Source organism: Marinobacter halodurans (genome assembly GCF_004327985.1).
Classification (GTDB): Bacteria; Pseudomonadota; Gammaproteobacteria; order Pseudomonadales; family Oleiphilaceae; genus Marinobacter_A; species Marinobacter_A halodurans.
On record NZ_SJDL01000035.1, the window covers coordinates 15,928 to 32,452 of the forward strand.

Sequence of the window (16,525 nt, forward strand, 5' to 3'; positions counted from 1 at the left end):
AAGGCGCCGCGTGATCCTGTGTTTTCATCGGAGGGAAAACCATGTTCCGTTCATTGATTTTGAGCGCCTGTCTGGTTGGGGTGGCGCTTGGTCTGGCCATGACGGCCTTTCAGGCAGTGGGCACCTCGCCCATCATTCTTGCTGCCGAACAATACGAAAGCCCCGAGCCTGTGGTTCACCACACTGACCACGCCAGTCACGACCACGGCGAGCAAGCCGGCGGGCACCAGCATGGCGACGACGCCTGGGCACCGGCGGACGGCGCAGAGCGCCTCTTCTTCACCACCATCTCGAACGTCTTCGCCGGCATCGGTTTTGCCGCGATCCTGCTGGTCCTGATGAACCAGCTCCGTGAAAGGGGCCGGATCGCCCCGAAAGCGCATCAGGGATTGCTGCTTGGCGCACTGGGTTTCCTGGCCGTGTTTGTCGCGCCGTCGATAGGCCTGCCGCCGGAGATTCCCGGCGCCAGTGCAGCCGCACTGGAGCTGCGGCAGAGCTGGTGGGTCGTCACGGTGGCGTGCGCCGCAACCGGCCTCGGTGTCCTCTTCCTGGCAACCGGCTGGAAACGGCTTCTGGGCGTGCCACTGCTCATTGCTCCGCAGTTTTTTGTGCCTTCCCACGAGGGAGCGGTCTTCGCCAATCCCGATCCGGAGGCGGTGCTCGCCCTGACCGAGCTGCACCACCGGTTCATCTGGGCGTCCGGCCTGGCGAATCTCGGCTTCTGGCTGCTGGCGGGGGTGCTCTGTGCACTGGTCCTGAAGCGACTTTCCGATACGGGACGGTTGAGTGATGCCAACGCTTCCGCCTGATTTTCCGTTTACGGCCATCGTTGGCCAGCACGCCCTGAAAACAGCCCTGATCCTGAACGCCATCAACCCCGGGATTGGCGGCGTCTTGATCAGCGGCCCCCGCGGAAGCGCCAAGTCCACGCTGGCCCGGGCACTCGCGGCCATTCTTCCCGTCCGCGACAACGGCGAGCGGCCGCCGTTCGTGAACCTGCCCCTGGGAACCAGTGAAGATCGCCTGATCGGCAGCCTCGACCTGAAGGGCGTACTCGCCGATCGCGAAGTGACCTTCCAGCCCGGACTGCTGGCGAGTGCAGACGGTGGCGTCCTCTACGTGGACGAAGTCAACCTGCTGCCGGACACGCTGGTCGACCTGCTGCTGGACGCGGCAGCCCGGGGCGTCAATGCGGTGGAACGCGAGGGCATCAGCCATCGTCATTCGGCGCGCTTTGCGCTGATCGGCACCATGAATCCGGACGAGGGCGAACTGCGCCCGCAATTGCTCGACCGCTTTGGGCTCTGCCTGGAGCTGGAGCGCTCGGTACCGGTCGCCGAACGGGTGGCGATCGTCCAGCAGCGGGAAGCCTTCGAACGCGATCCCGATGACTACTGCCGGCGATTCGCCGAGGATCAACGCGCCCTGGGGCAGGGCATCGCGGAGGCCCAGGCGCGGCTGGTCTCGGTGGTTACGCCGGAGTGGATCTACCCGCACATCGCCGAACGGTGTGAAGCGGCCGGGGTCGAAGGCCTGCGCGCCGATGTCACCTGGCACCGGGCCGCCCAGGCCCACGCAGCGTGGCGCGGCGTCGGGGAGATGGGCCTGGAGGATCTGGAAGCCGTCGAACCCTGGGTGCTGGCACACCGCAGAACCACGCCTCCGCCGGAATCCACCAAGCCACCGTCGGGAGGCTCCCGGAATTCGGGCGGACAGGGGCAAACCAGCAGCGGCCGCCAGGAAAACGGGGCAGGCGACCAGGGGCAGTGGGGTGCTATGCCGCCGGTGGTCCAGCAAACCGAAGCCGTCGACTGGCGGCCACCGCCTGGATCGCCGCCGCGGCGTGTTACCAGACAGCCCGTGGCGACGCCGGCGTTGCGCACCCGGAAAGGGCATCAGGCGGGACAGCGCCAGACCGGCCAGACAACCGGCAAGCCCGACTGGTTCGCGACGCTGACGGCCAACCGGGGTGCCTGGCCCCTGCGGGAACTGCGTTTCCGGAAGGCGCGCGCTGGCCAGCCGATGCTGCACCTGGTCCTGCTGGACACGTCCGGTTCCACCCTGGGCCACCGGTTGCTGGGTCGAGCCAAGGGCCTGGTGGATTCGCTGGCCCGCCAGGCCTATGCGGCCCGTGAACAGATCACGGTACTGACGTTCGGCAACGACGGCGTACAGCCTGTCCTGTCCCGGCGCAGGTCGCCCAAGGTGCTGGCAACGCAACTGGATTCGGCCCATGGGGGCGGTGGCACACCCCTGCGGGCAGCGATCGAGCGCGCAGCCCGTTTGATCCGGCAATGGCATCGTCGGGAACCCGGATTGCAGATTCGCACCTACCTGATTACCGACGGCCGCACCCGCCAGTCCCTGGCCGACCTGCCCGGGCTGGGCGAGTGCGTCGTGGTGGACACCGAGCAGTCGGCCATCAAGCGCGGGCGTGGCCCGCAAATCGCTGAACAACTGGGCGCGTCCTACCAGACGCTGCCCGCCATGGAGGCTTTATGAGCGACGAGATGCACGCCCGCCGGATGCAGAAGAAAAAGGATGTCGTGGATGGCCGTATCGCCCGCGCCACCGAAGAGCGCGGTGTGCTGATCCTGTTGAAGGGCAACGGCAAGGGCAAGAGCAGCTCGGCTTTCGGCACATTGGCGCGGTCCCTGGGCCACGGCCAGAAAGGCGCCGTGATCCAGTTCATCAAGGGACGGCGGGAGACCGGCGAATACCGCTTTTTCCGCGAGTACCCCAATCTGGACTGGCACATCATGGGCCACGGCTTCACGTGGGAGACCCAGAACCGCGAGCAGGATATTGAAGCGGCGCAGGCGGCCTGGGCGGTGGCCGAGGGGCTGCTGAAAGACCCCGCCTACCAGCTCATCGTGTTCGATGAGATGAGCTACATGTTCAAGTACGGCTACCTGGACCCCGAGCCGGTGGTTGCCGCGCTCCAGCAGCGGCCGCGCCACCAGAGCGTGATCATTACCGGCCGCACCATGGCCCAGCCGCTGCAGGAAATCGCCGATACCATCAGTGTGGTGCAGGACGAGCGCCATGCGTTCCGCGGCGGAGTCAAAGCCCAGGCTGGGATCGAGTTCTGATGAGTGCGCACGATTCCTTTGATGGCGCAGGCGCGATCGGGTGTCCCGCGGTCTTTATCGCGGCGCCGGCGTCCGGGCAGGGCAAGACTACCGTGACTGCGGCGCTCGCCCGCCTGCTGCGCAATCAGGGCAAGGTGGTGCGGGTGTTCAAGACCGGGCCCGACTACCTCGACCCGCAGGTGTTGGAGCAAGCGTCCGGGCAGCCGGTCGACCAGTTGGACCTGTGGATGGCCGGTGAAGAGTACTGTCGGCAGCGGCTCCACGTGGCAGCCCGCGAAGCCGACCTGATTCTCGTGGAAGGCGCCATGGGCCTGTTCGATGGCGAACCGTCCAGCGCCGACCTCGCCGCCCGCTTCAACATCCCCATGCTGGTCGTCATGGATGTGAAAGGCATGGCCCAAACCGCCGCCGCCCTGATGGCCGGCCTCGCCGGATTCCGCGACGACGTCCGGATTCTGGGGCTGGTCGCCAACAACTGCGGCTCCCGGAGGCACCGTGAGTTGATCGAGGAGGCCCTGCCGGAATCCGTGCCGTTGCTGGCGAGCGTCGCCCGCAATGCGGACATCGCCCTTCCGGAGCGGCACCTGGGACTGGTGCAGGCGGCGGAGATTCGGGATGACCTGGAAATCCGCTTCAATGCCGGTGCGAAGGCTCTTGAGGCAGAAGACCTGGTATCCCGGCTCCTGGCGTTGCCACCGGTCCCGTTCGAGCCAACCGGAGTGGACGATCCTGAAGCCCTGCCATCGCTGCATGGACGGGTTATCGCGATTGCCCGGGACGCCGCATTCAGCTTCATCTACCAGGCCAACCTGGACCTGTTGGAGGCGATGGGCGCGGAACTGCGTTTCTTCTCGCCGCTGGTCGATAGGGCGGTGCCACCCAGCGATGCCCTTTGGCTTCCGGGCGGCTATCCAGAGATTTACGGCGCCCGACTGGCGGAAAACACGGCGATGCAGGCCTCCATCCGCGCCTTTTACGAAGCGGGCAAACCGATCCTGGCCGAGTGCGGCGGGCTGCTGTACTGCCTTGAGGGCCTCACCGATTACGACGGACGGACCCATGCCATGCTGGGCCTGCTACCCGGTGCGGGCTGGATGCGTGGCCGCCGGGGCTGCCAGGGCATGCAGACCGCCGACCTGCCGGAGGGGCCGGTGCGCGGTCACGCTCACCACCGCTCGGTGGCCGAAGGTACCCCCGAACCGATCGCACACGGTCGCCGACAGCGCCATCCCGCTCCCGGCGAAGCCATCTTCCGTCGGCGCCGGCTCACGGCCACCTATCTTCACCTGTTTTTCCCGAATAATCCCGCGGCCATGGCTCGGCTGTTTGGCGTTGACACGCCGGCAACCGACACGGCCATCGAGTTGAAGGAGTCCCAAGGATGCAACTGAACAAGATTCCCGCCACGGTCGTCACCGGCTTCCTGGGCAGCGGCAAGACCACGCTGCTGGCCAGCATCCTGCGTCAGGTGACCGGCAAACGGATTGCGGTGATCGTCAACGAGTTTGGCGAGCAGGACATCGACTCCAACCTGCTGCGCAGCTGTGCTCTGGGTTGCGAGGAAGAGCAACCGGTTGAGGGGGACGACAGCGGGATCTACGAGCTGGCCAACGGCTGCATCTGCTGCACGGTTGAAGAGGAATTCCTGCCGGTGATGAAGAAGCTGGTTGAGCGCCGGGACGATATCGATCATATCCTGATCGAGACCAGCGGCCTGGCCTTGCCGAAGCCGCTGGTCCAGGCCTTCAACTGGCCGGAGGTACGCCAGCACTGCACGGTCGACGCCATCATCACGGTGGTCGACGGTCCGGCGGTGGCCGCCGGCCGCTATGCCAGCGATGAGGAGAAGGTCGAGGCCCAGCGCCGTGCCGACGACAACCTGGACCACGACCCGAGCCTGCGCGAACTGCTTGAAGACCAACTCGGTGCAGCGGACCTGGTCCTGGTCAGCAAGACCGACCTGCTCAGCGACGAGGAGCGCCGGCGGGTGGAGCAACTGGTGCGCAATCGGGTCGCCCCGGCGGTCAAGTCGCTGTTTATCGACCAGGCGACACTGGCGGAGGACAGCGCCCAGCTTGAGGCCCTGATGGGCATCGGGGCCGCCAGTGAGGCGCATATCGACCGCGTCGACAATCACCACGACCGCTATCACGCCCATGGTGCCCATCACGACCATGCCCATGATCACTTCGATTCCTGCGTGATCAGCCTTGGCGAAGTGGATGCCGAGGCTTTCGCCGGCACCCTGCAGCAACTGCTCAAGGACAACGAGATCTATCGCGCCAAGGGCTTTGCGGCGATCCCGGGCAAGCCCATGCGCCAGGTGGTGCAGGCGGTCGGAGAACGGCTGGACCGCCATTTCGACCGGCTTTGGGGCGCTGACGAAGCGCGTCGGACGCAGCTGGTGATCATCGGCAAGCACCTGGATGTCGACGCCCTTAGTGCTGCATTGACCTCCACTGAGATGACCGCGACCGCCTGATGCACCTGTTCGCCGCCAAACCCGGGGGCTTCGTCGACGACGAAGGCATCGTCGACCTGCAACAGAGCCCCGCCGATGTCGTGATCCTGTCCGCCGCCGACAGCAGCCTTGCGGCGCTGGCGCAGGCGGTCGATCGCCTGGGGGACAGCTACCCGCCGGTGCGGTTGGCGAACTGGATGAACCTGGTCAAACCGGCCGCCTACGACCTGTACGAGGATCGGGTGCTGGAAGGCGCCCGGCTGGTCATCGTCTCGCTGCTGGGTGGCAGCGCCTATTGGCCGTACGGGTTCGAGCGGCTGCTGGCCTGGGCCGGGGCCGCTCCGGAACGGCACCTGATTGTGGTGCCGGGCTGCGACGCACCGGATGACGCGCTATTGGCATCGTCGACCGTCCCGTTTGAAGACGCGCACCGTGTCTGGCGCTTTCTCCGGGAAGGGGGCACGGACAATGCCGAGCAGCTACTGCGATTCATCGGCGCCCGCTACCTTGAGCTGGACAAACCGTGGCGGGAGCCGCGTGCGGTGCCCGAGGCCTTGTTGTATGCGCCCGGTAACGGTCCCGGACAGGAGGCGACACTGAGGGAATGGCAGGCCAACCAGACGCCGGGCCGCCCGGTGTGCCTGCTGGTGTTCTATCGCAGCCATCTGTTGGGCGCCAATACCGCGGTGCTGGATGGGCTCATCGATGCGCTGCGACGGGAGGGACTGGAGCCACTGCCTGTCGCTGTCGCATCGCTCAAGGAAGCGAGCTGCGTCGCTTTCGTCAACCACCTGATGGCGCAGACAGCTGCTGGGCTGATCGTGAACACCACCGGTTTTTCCGTCAACCGCAGCCCCGACGACACGGCATTGTCGAACGGTGCGGAGCCGGACAGCCTGTTTGCGGGACGTCCCGTGGTGCTGCAGGCCATCCTTTCCAGCAGTACCCGGGAGGACTGGGAGACCCAGGGCGGAGGCTTGCGTTCCCGCGACGTCGCCATGCAGGTGGTGCTGCCTGAAATGGACGGACGCATTATCACCCGCGCGGTCGGCTTCAAGACCGAGTCCCATTACAGCGACCGCTGCCAGTTGTCGGTCATTCGACATGTGCTGCACCCCGAACGCGCGCAATTTGTTGCCAAACTGGCCCGTCGCTTCTGCGACCTGCGGACGAAAACCAACCGCGAAAAACGCCTGGCACTGGTCCTGGCCAACTACCCCAACCGCGACGGCCGTATTGGCAATGGGGTAGGGCTGGATACACCGGCTTCCACGGTCAGGATCCTGAACGCCCTGGCGGAGCAGGGGTATCCCCTCGAGCAGGTGCCGCAAAACGGCGATGCCCTGATCCGGCTGTTGCAGGGCGCGGTCACCAACAATCCTGCCGCCCATGACCTCCGTTCCTGCTGGCAGAGCCTCGCTGTCGAGGACTACCTGGCCTGGTTCCGGACATTACCGCGCTCCCTCCAGGATCGGATTGAGCAGCGCTGGGGCACTCCGGCCGATGATCCCAAATACCGCCAGGGTCGGCTGATGATTGCCGGCGTCCGCCTGGGCGAAACTTTTGTCGGCATCCAGCCGGAGCGGGATTTCATCGATGACCCGACACAGACCTACCACGACACCGAGCTGGTGCCGCCGCACAGCTACCTGGCGTTTTACCTGTGGCTGCGGGAGCACTACCGCGTCGATGCGGTGATCCACGTGGGCAAGCACGGCAACCTGGAGTGGCTGCCGGGCAAGAGCACCGCGCTGTCGGCGGACTGCTGGCCGGACATCGTCCTGGGGCCGCTGCCGCACTTCTATCCGTTTATCGTCAACGATCCGGGGGAGGGGGCCCAGGCCAAGCGCCGGTCCCAGGCCGTCATCATCGATCACCTGATGCCGCCGTTGGCCCGGGCCGAACTCTACGGCCCCATGGCGGAGCTGGAGGCGTTGACCGACGAGTACTACCAGGCGCTGGGCATGGATCCACGCCGGGAAGAGCTGCTGCGGCGGCGCATCGTCGAGCACCTGCGGGCCACCGGCATCGACCGGGAACTGATGCAGGACATCGATACCGGCTGTGACGAGGCGCTGCTCAACGAGCTGGACACCTACCTGTGCGATATCAAGGAAGCGCAGATCCGTCATGGCCTGCATGTGCTCGGCACCTTGCCGGAGCGCGACAAGCTGGCAGGAACACTGGTTGCCATCCTGAGGCTGCCTCGCGGGGAAGCGATTGTGGATCGCGGGCTCCTTAACAATCTCAGTGCCGACCTCGGACTCGGCGACTTCGATCCGCTGAGCGCTGGCGCCGAACCCTGGACGGGACCGCAGCCTGACGTACTGGCCGGGATGGACGAGGCGCCCTGGCGGACCGCGGCCGATACCCGGGAGCGCCTTGAAAAGCTGGCCGAACGCCTGGTTCGCGAGCGGGTCATCGAAGACGGCTGTCTCGATGCGCTGGCCCGGGACTATCCGGCGACCGCGACCCAATGCCGTTATGTCCGGGAAACGGTCTGGGCGGCGATGCGCCGGGGCGCCGAACTGGAAATACAGTCGTTGCTGGACGGGCTCTCCGGATACAGCGTGCCACCCGGACCCAGCGGCGCTCCCAGTCGCGGCCGGCTGGACACCTTGCCGACGGGGCGCAATTTCTTCACGGTCGATAACCGCTCCATTCCATCGCCGGCTGCCTGGACACTGGGGGAGAAATCCGCCCAGGCGTTCGTTGAGCGGTACCTGCAGGATAACGGTGATTTTCCCCGTCGGCTGGGGCTGTCCATCTGGGGCACCGCCACCATGCGCACCGGTGGTGACGATATTGCCCAGGCGTTCGCCCTGATGGGCGTGCGGCCCATCTGGTCCGCCGGATCGCAGCGGGTCATCGACATCGAAGTGATACCCACCATGCTGCTGCAACGTCCGCGGGTCGATGTGACGCTACGGGTCTCGGGTTTTTTCCGCGATGCCTTTCCCAACGTGATCCGGGTGTATGACGCGGCGGTGCAGGCCGTTGCCCGATACGACGAACCCGGCGACGACAACACGCTGCGGGATACGGTCCGGGCGCGCCAGCAAGTCCTGGTGACCGATGGCATCGACGAAGACGAGGCATTTCGTCAGGCCAGCTACCGCGTTTTCGGCAGCAAGCCCGGCGAGTATGGAACCGGCCTCAACCGTTTGATCGACGGGCGCCACTGGAACACCGCGGACGACCTGGCCGACGCCTACCTCAAGGCCGGGGGGTATGCCTATGGGCAAACGGAGGACACCGGGGTGGAAGCGCGCGAGGCCTTCGAGCGACAGCTCGGTAACCTGGATGCGGTGATGCAGAACCAGGACAACCGCGAGCACGACCTTCTCGATTCCAACACCTACTACGCCTTCCAGGGCGGCATGGCGAACGCCAGCCGGGCGCTCAGCGGCCAGGCCCCCGCGATCTATCACGCCGATCACGCCAATCCGGCACGGCCCGAGATCCGCACCCTGAACCAGGAACTCAACCGCGTGATCCGCTCCCGGGTGCTCAACCCGAAGTGGATCCGGGCCATGCGCGAGCACGGTTACAAGGGCGCGTTCGAGATGGCGGCGACCGTGGACTACCTGTTCGCCTACGACGCCACGACCGACCTGGTGGCCGACTACCAGTACGCCCAGGTCACCGACGCCCTGGTACTGGATCCCGATAACCAGCGGTTCCTGCGCGAGCACAACCCGTCCGCTCTGGAAGAGATGGCGGAACGGCTTCTGGAAGCGGTCCAGAGAGGACTCTGGCAGGCGCCCGGGGAGCATGGCGAGGCGTTGCAGGATCTGTTGTTGGACATCGACGACGCCCAGGAACGGGCTCCGGCAGCGATGGCCGGAGAAGGGGGCGCCCATGGTGTCTGAAGCGCGCGTGAAAGGTTGGTGCCCCGGCGCCTGGCGTCCCATGGCGTCCGGCGACGGGCTACTGGTCCGTATCCGGCCCCATCGCGGCCGCCTGACCGGTGAGCAGCTTGTGGCGGTATGCCGGTCGGCCGAGGCGCATGGTTCGGGGCTTGTCGAACTGACCAACCGCGCCAACCTGCAGCTTCGGGGCATTTCCGAAGAGAGCTGGCCGGCGTTGATGGCTGATCTGGCGGACCAGGGGCTGATCGATCCGGACCCGGCCACCGAATCCCGGCGTAACCTTATGCTCGTGCCGGACTGGCAGGAGGGCGATGACACCGATGTCGCGGCCCGTCTGCTGACGGCTCGTCTGGCGGACTTGCCGGAGCTACCCGGCAAGGTGGGCTTTGCGATGGATGCCGGGCCCGCGCCGCGCCTGACGAATGTGTCCGCCGATTTCCGGCTCGAACGCGGCGACGACAGCCGGCTGCTGGTCCGGGCCGATGGCCGGCCGTTGGGCACGCCGGTGGATTCGGTCCAGCAGGCCGTTTCACTGATGGTCGATCTCGCCCACTGGTTTGTTAACAGCGGCGGCAACGAGGCCGGACGGGTTCGACGGCATCACGTCCCGTTGCCGGGATGGGCGCCTGAATCGGCCAAACCGGCCCGTGCCACGACGCCGCTGCAACTGGGGCGCCACCCCCTGGGAGCCGTCTTCGGCCTGCCATTGGGCCGCATCCATGCAGCGGTCCTGAAAACCGCCGTGGAACGCTCCGCAGCCCGGCATGTGCGGGTGACACCCTGGCGTCGGCTATTGCTGGAAGGCGCTATGCCCCAGCCCCTGGACGGCCTGATCAGCGACAACATGGATCCCCGCCTATCGGTCGATGCCTGCCCCGGGGCGCCGTATTGCGAGCAGGCGAGTGTGGCCACCCAGTCGTTGGCGGCGGACCTGAGTCAGCGCATTGGCAGCCGCCTGCATGTGTCCGGTTGCAGCAAGGGCTGCGCAACCGGTGTGTCGGCGCCGATTTGCCTGGTCGGGCGGCGGGGCCGGTTTGACCTGATTCTGGACGGTCGGGCGGACGGGTTGCCCACGGCAACCGACCTGGACCCATCCGACGTATGCGATTACCTGGAGAGCATTGATGCCTCACGTTTATGAAACCGACGGCCCGGCGATCTACCGGGAGTCCTTCTCGATCATCCGGCGCGAGGCCGAACTGGCGCGTTTCTCGGCGGATGAAGAACCGGTCGCGGTTCGCATGATCCATGCCGCCGGTCTGGTGGAACTGGCGCCGCACATCCATTTTCACGGCGACGCGGTCAGCCGCGCCCGCGCCGCGTTGGAGCAGGGCGCGCCCATTCTCTGCGACGCGCGGATGGTGTCCGAAGGCATCACCCGTAAACGCCTGCCGGCGGACAACCCGGTCCTCTGCACCCTGCATGACGAACGGGTGCCCGGTCTCGCCCGGGAGATGGCCAACACACGTTCGGCCGCAGCCCTGGAGCTCTGGCGTCCGTACCTCGAGGGCGCGGTCGTCGCCATCGGCAATGCCCCGACGGCGCTGTTCCACCTGCTGAACATGCTCGAAGACCCGGACTGCCCGCGACCGGCGGCGATTATCGGCTGTCCGGTGGGCTTTGTCGGCGCCGCCGAATCCAAGGACGCCCTGTGGGAAGCGGCGCCCGTACCGTGCTGCATCGTTCGCGGCCGGCTGGGTGGCAGCGCCGTCACCGTTGCGGCCATCAATGCCATAGCGGATCGAACCGAATGACGACTGGCACCATTTTCGGCGTGGGGCTCGGTCCCGGCGCCCAGGATCTGATGAGCGTGCGGGCGGACCGGTTGATCCGGCAGGCATCCCACGTGGCCTATTTTCGCAAGAAAGGGCGCACGGGGCATGCGCGCAGCATCGTGGAGGGGATGATCGGCCCGGTTGCGGTCGAGTTGCCGATGGAGTACCCGGTGACCACCGAGATCCCGTTCGACGATCCGCGCTACAACGCGTTGCTGTCGGCCTTCTACGAATCCAGCGTTGCGCAACTGATCGAGATCGCACGGGCCGGCCACGACGTGGTGGTGCTGTGCGAGGGGGATCCGTTCTTCTACGGCTCGTTCATGCATCTGTACACCCGTTTGCGGGATGCCGTCCCGGTCAACGTGGTTCCCGGCATTACCGGCATGTCGGCGGCCTGGACGGCTACCGGCCAGCCGGTGACCTGGGGTGACGATGTGATGACGGTCGCCATGGGCACGCTGCCGGAAACAACGCTCGCCAGGAAAATCGCGGAAACCGATGCGCTGGTGGTCATGAAGATCGGCCGCAACCTCGCCAAGGTCCGGCGAGCCCTGGCATCGGCGGGCCGGGAGCACGAGGCGTGGCTGATCGAGTATGCGGCCATGTCCCGGGAGCGGGTGATCCCCTTCAGCGAGGCCGGGGACACCGCCCCCTATTTTTCAATACTGCTGATCCACGGAAACGGGAGGCGTCCATGAGTGGTTGGCTCACCATTGCCGGGCTGGGTCCCGGCGCCGAGTCCATGATCACACCGGAAGTGACTCACACCCTGGAGAGTGCGACCGATGTGGTTGGCTATCTACCTTACGTCGAGCGGGTGCCCTCCCGCCCGGGCCTGGTGCGCCATGGCTCCGATAACCGGGAGGAGATACGGCGTGCCGAACATGCCTTGCAGATGGCGGCGGACGGGCATCGAGTGGTGGTGGTGTCGTCCGGCGATCCCGGCGTCTTTGCCATGGCGTCGGCGGTCTTCGAGGCGGTGGAATCCGGCAAGGCGGACTGGAGGACCCTGGATATCCGCGTGCTGCCCGGGGTGTCGGCGATGCTGGCCGCCAGCGCCCGGGTCGGCGCGCCGCTGGGCCACGACTTCTGCTGCATTAACCTGTCGGACAACCTCAAGCCCTGGTTGTTGATCGAGAAACGTCTGTGCCTGGCGGCGGAAGCCGATTTTGCCATGGCCTTCTACAATCCGCGCTCGCGGGCTCGCCCGGAGGGATTCGCAGAGGCGCTGGCCGTCCTGAGGGACATGTGCGGGCCGGATCGGCTGATCGTGTTCGCCCGGGCGGTGTCCACGGACGAAGAGGACGTACATGTCACCACACTGGGCGAGGCAACGGCGGACATGGCGGACATGCGCACGCTGGTGATCGTGGGCTCCAGCCAGACGCGGCGGATCGAGCGCAGCGGAACCCCGCTGGTCTACACCCCGAGGTCGGCCCCGTGATCCAGCCAGGCCAGCACGTCATCCACCGTGTGGACCTCCTGGCGCGGGGGCGGCTGCGGGCGATCGATCATCAGTACCGGCAGGCCGAGCTCGCGGGCGGCGGTGAGCTTGGCGTCGGCGCCGCTGCCGCCGGCGTTCTTGCAGACGATGCGGTCGATATCATGGGCTGTCAGCAGGTTTCGATCACCGTCGACGGTAAACGGTCCGCGATCGATGGTGACCGTGTGATGGGCCAGAGGAATCGCAGCCTGCGGGGCATCCACCAAACGCAGCAGGTAATGATGCTGCGGCTGACGGGCAAAGGCCTGAAGATGCATGCGGCCGATGGCCAGCATGACCCGCTCGGCCGGTCCGGCCAGGGCGTCCACGGCGGCTTCGATATCCGGAACCTGCTGCCATCGATCGCCCGGTATCGGCGTCCAGGGCGAGCGGGTCAGGCCCATCAGGTGCACGCTGGCCCGATCTGCCGCCGCCACGGCGTTGTGGCTCATCCGGCTGGCAAACGGGTGAGTGGCGTCCACCAGGTGGGTAATGCCGTGGGCTGCGAGAAAACGGGCCAGGCCATCGACGCCGCCGAAGCCCCCCACGCGGGTCTCCATCGGTTGCGGTCTGGGGCTGGCCACGCGCCCGGCGTAGCTGAACAGGGCTGGAATACCGCTTTCCGCGACAACCCGGGCCAGGGCACTGGCTTCGGTGGTTCCACCGAGAATCAGGACTTTCATGATGGCTGACGCTAATCGCGCTCCCTGGCTGACAATCTTGGGCTGGGGGGAGAGTGGCACAGGCGGCCTGACCGCGGCAAGCCGGCGTGCGCTGGACGACGCCGATCTGATCTTCGGGGCACGCCGCCACCTGTCCCTGCTGCCGACGGTGGAGGCCGAAGTACGGGAGTGGCCGGTGCCGTTTGCCGATGGCATTCCCCAACTCCTGGCCGAGCGTGGCCGACGGGTGGTGATGCTGGTTTCCGGGGACCCCTTCTGGTTTGGCGCAGGCACCACGCTGTCGCGTTACCTGGACCGGGACGAATGGCTGTCCCTGCCGTCGCCGTCAACATTCAGCCTCGCGGCGTCCCGGCTGGGCTGGGCGCTGGAGGAGTGTACATGCCTGGGTCTGCATGCCAGGCCGATCAACCGGATCCGTCCCAGCCTGCATCCGGGGCGGCGCCTGCTGGTCCTGGTTCGCGACGGGGACGCGGTTGCGGAGCTTATGCAGAAGCTCAACCAGTGGGGATTCGGTGACACGCGGCTGCATATACTCGAAGCGCTGGGTGGTGAGCGCGAGCGGGTGCGCCAGGCCAGTGCGAGCGGCGACGTACCGGATTCCATAGGGCATCCGGTGGCCTTGGGGCTGGACATACGGGGCGACGGGGAGGCCATTCCATCCGCCCCCGGTTTGCCGGACCACCTGTTTGAGCACGATGGTCAGATCACCAAGCAAACGGTACGGGCCATGACCCTGTCCGCCCTGGCGCCAAAACCCGGAGAGCGACTCTGGGATGTCGGGACCGGCTCCGGGTCGGTGGCCATCGAGTGGTTGCTGGCCCACCCCGCCAACCAGGCGATTGCGTTTGAACGCTCTGCCGAGCGCGCGGCCCGGGCCCGGCGTAACGCCGAGGCCCTGGGTGTCGACTGGCTGGATGTGGTCGAGGGTGCCGTGCCGGCGGTGTTGGCGGATCAGCCTCTGCCGGACGCCGTCTTTATTGGTGGCGGCCTCTCTGATGTCCTGCTGGAATCGCTTTGGCAGACGTTGCCGCCCGGTACCCGGCTGGTGGCTAATGCCGTCACACTGGAATCCGAAAACCTGCTGGCCCAATGGCAACAGTCGCAGGGCGGTGACTTACTGCGGCTCGAGTTGAGCCACGCCGGGCCCATCGGCACCCGCCGGGGCTGGAAAGCCAGCTATCCCATCGTGCAGTGGCGGGTGATCCTGTGAAGGTCGCCGGTTTCGGTTTTCGTCAGGCAGCTACCGTAACGGCCCTGCAGGATGCGCTGGACCAGTTGATCGAACGCCACGGCCCGGTTGATCGCCTGGCGGTGGCCGAATCCATGCTGCCGCTGGTCAGGGCCCTGGCAAACGGTCTGGCTTTACCGGTCATTCCGGTCGCGGATGACGAGCTTTCCGGTATCGAGACGCCGACCCAATCGGTGGCGAGTAGGCAGGTCAAAGGGGCGGGCAGCGTGGCCGAAGCGGTGGCGCTGCTCGGAGCCGGTCCCGGCAGCCGGTTGCTGGGGCCCCGCCTGGTCTCCGGTGACCGCATGGCCACCGCCGCCATGGCTGAAGGAGTGACACCATGACCGTCCATTTTATTGGCGCCGGCCCTGGCGCGGCTGACCTGTTGACCCTGCGCGGCCGGGACCTGATCGCGTCCTGCCCGGTGTGTCTCTACGCCGGCTCGCTCGTCCCGGAGGCGATGCTGGAGCATTGTCCACCGGGGGCAAGCATCATCAACACGGCACCGATGTCCCTGGATGAGATCGTCGCCGAGATACGGGCCGCGCATGAGGCGGGACAGGATGTGGCGCGGCTGCACTCCGGTGACCTTTCGGTCTGGTCCGCGCTGGGCGAACAGCTCCGGCGTCTGCGTGCGCTGGGCATTCCCTATGCGATCACGCCCGGCGTGCCGTCGTTCGCCGCTGCTGCTGCCACCCTCGGCCAGGAACTGACCCTGCCGGGTGTGGCGCAATCGGTGGTCCTGACCCGTACGCCCGGTCGCGCCAGCGCCATGCCGGTGGGCGAAACCCTGGCCAATTTCGCGCGCACGGGGGCGACGCTGGCGATCCACCTGTCGATCCATAACCTGACCCGGGTGGTGGAAGACCTGACGCCGTTCTACGGTGCCGACTGTCCGGTGGCCATCGTCTGGCGAGCCAGCTGGCCGGATGAGCGGGTACTGCGCGGGACGCTGGCCACCATCGAAGCGAAGTTGGAGCCGGCCATGAACCGGACGGCCCTGATCCTGGTGGGCCCGGCGCTGGCCGCCGAAGACTTCACGGAGAGCAGCCTGTATGCGATCGGCTACGATCGCCGCTTCCGCCCGCAATCAGCGGATTCTCCGTTTGCCGGGACAGGGCCCGACGGGGAGGGCGAGGCACCATGATCCACCTTTCCCTGATTGGCATCGGCACCGGCAACCCCGACCACGTGACCCTGGCGGCCGTGCGCGCACTGAATGAGGCCGACCTGATCCTGTTGCCGCGCAAGGGCGACGCCAAGTCCGACCTGGTGGATTTGCGGCGTCTGCTTTGCGAAACGTTGTTGTCGGATGACTCCGGCGCCCGCGTGGTTGAGTTCGATCTCCCCAGGCGGTCAGCGGACGGGGACTATCTCGGCGCTGTTGGCGATTGGCACGCGGCGATTGCCCGGGTCTGGGAGTCCCTGATCACCGGGCACCTGCCTGAAGGTGGCCGCGTGGGGATGCTGATCTGGGGGGACCCGTCCCTGTATGACAGCAGCCTGCGTATTGCCGGGCGCCTGGATCGGGCCGGTCGTAACGTGGATGTGGAGGTGGTGCCGGGGATTACCAGTCTGCAGGTGCTGACGGCCGAACATCGCATCCCGCTGAACGCGTTGGCCGAACCGGTCCAGATCACGACGGGACGCCGTCTGCGCGAGCGGGGCTGGCCCGAGGGGGCCGCTTCGGTGGCCGTGATGCTGGACAGCGGCGGTGCCTTTGAAGCCTTGTCCCCCGATGGCCTCCACATCTGGTGGGGCGCCTACCTGGGCATGGACAAGCAGTGCCTGATCGAGGGTCCGCTAAGTGAGGCGGGGCCCATGATCCAGGCACGTCGGGCCGCGTTAAGGGAACAGCACGGCTGGATTATGGACATCTACCTGATCGCCCGTCAGCCATTGCTCTGACGGGCTCTCCCGACTGGGTT

The 16,525-nt window shown here is 66.6% G+C and carries 15 protein-coding genes; 14 read left to right on the forward strand and 1 reads right to left on the reverse strand.

Going from position 1 to position 16,525, the window contains the following annotated elements:
- Positions 1-41: 41 nt before the first annotated feature.
- Genes EZI54_RS18350 through cobJ form a run of 10 tightly spaced genes read left to right on the forward strand, consistent with a single transcriptional unit; the run spans position 42 to position 12,647 of the window.
- Entirely contained in the window at positions 42-809 is a 768-nt protein-coding gene (locus EZI54_RS18350; RefSeq protein WP_131483341.1) for a CbtA family protein, read from the forward strand.
- Positions 790-2,502 (forward strand): AAA family ATPase, encoded by a 1,713-nt coding sequence (locus tag EZI54_RS18355; protein ID WP_131483369.1) that lies wholly within the window; start codon positions 790-792, stop codon positions 2,500-2,502. The genes EZI54_RS18350 and EZI54_RS18355 overlap by 20 nt, the downstream gene beginning before the upstream one ends.
- Positions 2,499-3,092, forward strand: a complete 594-nt coding sequence (gene cobO, locus EZI54_RS18360; RefSeq protein WP_131483342.1) for a cob(I)yrinic acid a,c-diamide adenosyltransferase — start codon at positions 2,499-2,501, stop codon at positions 3,090-3,092. The genes EZI54_RS18355 and cobO overlap by 4 nt, the downstream gene beginning before the upstream one ends.
- Entirely contained in the window at positions 3,092-4,483 is a 1,392-nt protein-coding gene (locus tag EZI54_RS18365) for a cobyrinic acid a,c-diamide synthase CobB (protein WP_131483343.1), read from the forward strand. The genes cobO and EZI54_RS18365 overlap by 1 nt, the downstream gene beginning before the upstream one ends.
- Positions 4,474-5,574 carry a cobalamin biosynthesis protein CobW gene (gene cobW / locus EZI54_RS18370; RefSeq protein ID WP_131483344.1) on the forward strand — a complete coding sequence of 367 codons (1,101 nt, stop codon included), beginning with the start codon at positions 4,474-4,476 and terminating at the stop codon, positions 5,572-5,574. The genes EZI54_RS18365 and cobW overlap by 10 nt, the downstream gene beginning before the upstream one ends.
- Positions 5,574-9,425: a cobaltochelatase subunit CobN gene (cobN, locus tag EZI54_RS18375; protein WP_131483345.1), complete on the forward strand. Its 3,852-nt coding sequence runs from the start codon at positions 5,574-5,576 to the stop codon at positions 9,423-9,425. The genes cobW and cobN overlap by 1 nt, the downstream gene beginning before the upstream one ends.
- The gene (locus EZI54_RS18380; RefSeq protein WP_131483346.1) at positions 9,415-10,566 is read left to right on the forward strand and encodes a cobalamin biosynthesis protein CobG; all 1,152 of its coding nucleotides are present in this window, start codon (positions 9,415-9,417) and stop codon (positions 10,564-10,566) included. The genes cobN and EZI54_RS18380 overlap by 11 nt, the downstream gene beginning before the upstream one ends.
- Complete coding sequence (locus EZI54_RS18385; protein ID WP_131483347.1) at positions 10,550-11,179, forward strand: precorrin-8X methylmutase; 630 nt, start codon at positions 10,550-10,552, stop codon at positions 11,177-11,179. The genes EZI54_RS18380 and EZI54_RS18385 overlap by 17 nt, the downstream gene beginning before the upstream one ends.
- On the forward strand, positions 11,176-11,901 hold the full coding sequence (gene cobI / locus EZI54_RS18390) for a precorrin-2 C(20)-methyltransferase (RefSeq protein WP_131483348.1): 726 nt from the start codon (positions 11,176-11,178) through the stop codon (positions 11,899-11,901). Before EZI54_RS18385 ends, cobI begins: the two co-directional genes overlap by 4 nt.
- Positions 11,898-12,647 carry a precorrin-3B C(17)-methyltransferase gene (cobJ, locus tag EZI54_RS18395; RefSeq protein WP_131483349.1) on the forward strand — a complete coding sequence of 250 codons (750 nt, stop codon included), beginning with the start codon at positions 11,898-11,900 and terminating at the stop codon, positions 12,645-12,647. The genes cobI and cobJ overlap by 4 nt, the downstream gene beginning before the upstream one ends.
- Here the strand turns inward: cobJ and EZI54_RS18400 are convergent.
- Positions 12,623-13,369: a cobalt-precorrin-6A reductase gene (locus tag EZI54_RS18400; RefSeq protein ID WP_131483350.1), complete on the reverse strand. Its 747-nt coding sequence runs from the start codon at positions 13,367-13,369 to the stop codon at positions 12,623-12,625. The genes cobJ and EZI54_RS18400 overlap by 25 nt on opposite strands.
- Between EZI54_RS18400 and cbiE the strand changes: the two genes are divergently transcribed.
- From cbiE to cobF, 4 genes are read left to right on the forward strand one after another with little or no spacing between them, the layout of a single operon-like run.
- Positions 13,368-14,579: a precorrin-6y C5,15-methyltransferase (decarboxylating) subunit CbiE gene (gene cbiE / locus EZI54_RS18405; RefSeq protein ID WP_207389271.1), complete on the forward strand. Its 1,212-nt coding sequence runs from the start codon at positions 13,368-13,370 to the stop codon at positions 14,577-14,579. The genes EZI54_RS18400 and cbiE overlap by 2 nt on opposite strands.
- Positions 14,576-14,941, forward strand: coding sequence for a cobalamin biosynthesis protein (locus tag EZI54_RS18410; RefSeq protein WP_131483351.1), 366 nt, complete (start codon positions 14,576-14,578; stop codon positions 14,939-14,941). Before cbiE ends, EZI54_RS18410 begins: the two co-directional genes overlap by 4 nt.
- Positions 14,938-15,744, forward strand: coding sequence for a precorrin-4 C(11)-methyltransferase (gene cobM, locus EZI54_RS18415; protein WP_131483352.1), 807 nt, complete (start codon positions 14,938-14,940; stop codon positions 15,742-15,744). The genes EZI54_RS18410 and cobM overlap by 4 nt, the downstream gene beginning before the upstream one ends.
- Positions 15,741-16,505 (forward strand): precorrin-6A synthase (deacetylating), encoded by a 765-nt coding sequence (cobF, locus tag EZI54_RS18420; RefSeq protein WP_131483353.1) that lies wholly within the window; start codon positions 15,741-15,743, stop codon positions 16,503-16,505. The genes cobM and cobF overlap by 4 nt, the downstream gene beginning before the upstream one ends.
- Positions 16,506-16,525 lie beyond the last annotated feature (20 nt).